General features: G+C 43.4%; 2 protein-coding genes. Both read right to left on the bottom strand.

The features are described from left to right. Window positions 1-50 precede the first annotated feature (50 nt). Window positions 51-875, bottom strand: a complete 825-nt coding sequence (locus FEM33_RS00035; RefSeq protein WP_139010089.1) for an IS3 family transposase — start codon at window positions 873-875, stop codon at window positions 51-53. Continuing rightward, window positions 872-1,168 (bottom strand): transposase, encoded by a 297-nt coding sequence (locus FEM33_RS00040; RefSeq protein ID WP_139010090.1) that lies wholly within the window; start codon window positions 1,166-1,168, stop codon window positions 872-874. The genes FEM33_RS00035 and FEM33_RS00040 overlap by 4 nt, the downstream gene beginning before the upstream one ends. Window positions 1,169-1,226 lie beyond the last annotated feature (58 nt).

Genomic DNA, 1,226 nt, shown 5'->3' on the forward strand with positions numbered 1-1,226 from the left:
TGAAGTACTCCCTACTTTTCAGACCATCAGTTGATCATTGGTAATTAAATTTAAGCAGCATTCAGGTAAAGATTTACTGGTTTTTTGCGGCCAATACCTTGATGCTTTCTGCAATTATATTGTTTGACAAAACGATTGATTCCTTGGTATAGATCAAGGCCGTTTCTCTCCGGATTCAGATAGATGTATTTCTGTTTGATCGTCCGGAACCAGCGTTCGATAAATGCATTATCAGTTGCCCTACCTTTACCATCCATACTAATCCTGATTTTAAGATCATTCAATGTACTTACCCAGTGTTCGCAGGTATATTGGCTACCTTGATCCGTATTGATCATTTCCGGCTTTCCATACCTGGATATCGTTGCATGTAAAAGCTCTGTTTGCGTTTCCTTTTCGAGGCTGTTGGACAACTGCCAGCCAACGATGTAGCGGCTGTACAGATCAATTATGGCTGTCAGGTACATAAACCCATGCTTCATTGGTATGTAGCTAATATCCATGGCCCAAACCTGATTGGGACAGTTGATATCTAGTCCCCGCAGCAAATATGGATGAATGTATTTTGCTTTTCCCAAACGGCTCAGGTTACGCTTGGGATAAATCGGTTCAATAGCCATCTTCCTCATCAGCCGACGGATTCGCTTGACATTGTAGTCCAGCCCTTTTTCACTCAGCTCATCTTGCATTCCCAAAACACCCAGGGTTGGATCGGAAAGGAACAACTTATCCATGGTCTGCATCAGCACCAGGTTTTCTTCCTTTTCACCAGCAGGCTTGTAATACAGCTGACTACGGTTGATGCTGAGAATTTCTGACTGCCGACGAATGCTCAACGGATGGCTGCTGTCGATCAGTGCTATGCGCTCTTTCATAGACCGGCTTTTTTCAAGCTTTTTTTTAGAAAATCGTTCTCCACCTGTAGCTGGCCGATTTGCTTAAAAAGGTTGTCAACGTCAACGAGCGCCTCTTCCTTGGCTGATTCTTCCCCAAAGGCTTTTTCTGCTCGCTCCAAAAATTCCCGTTTCCAAGCTGATACCTGAGTTGGATGTACTTCGAATCTGGTGGCTAATTCGCTCAATGACTCACGTTCTTTCAAGGCCTCAACGGCAACCATCGCCTTGAACTTTGCTGTAAATTTTCTCCGGCTTTGTTTCATTTTGTTCATCGGTTTTATGTCAAGTTACTAAACTTAACCGATGGTCTCAATTTTGGGGAGTATTACA

Origin of the sequence: Dyadobacter flavalbus, from assembly GCF_006149045.1 — a bacterium.
Lineage (GTDB): Bacteria > Bacteroidota > Bacteroidia > Cytophagales > Spirosomataceae > Dyadobacter > Dyadobacter flavalbus.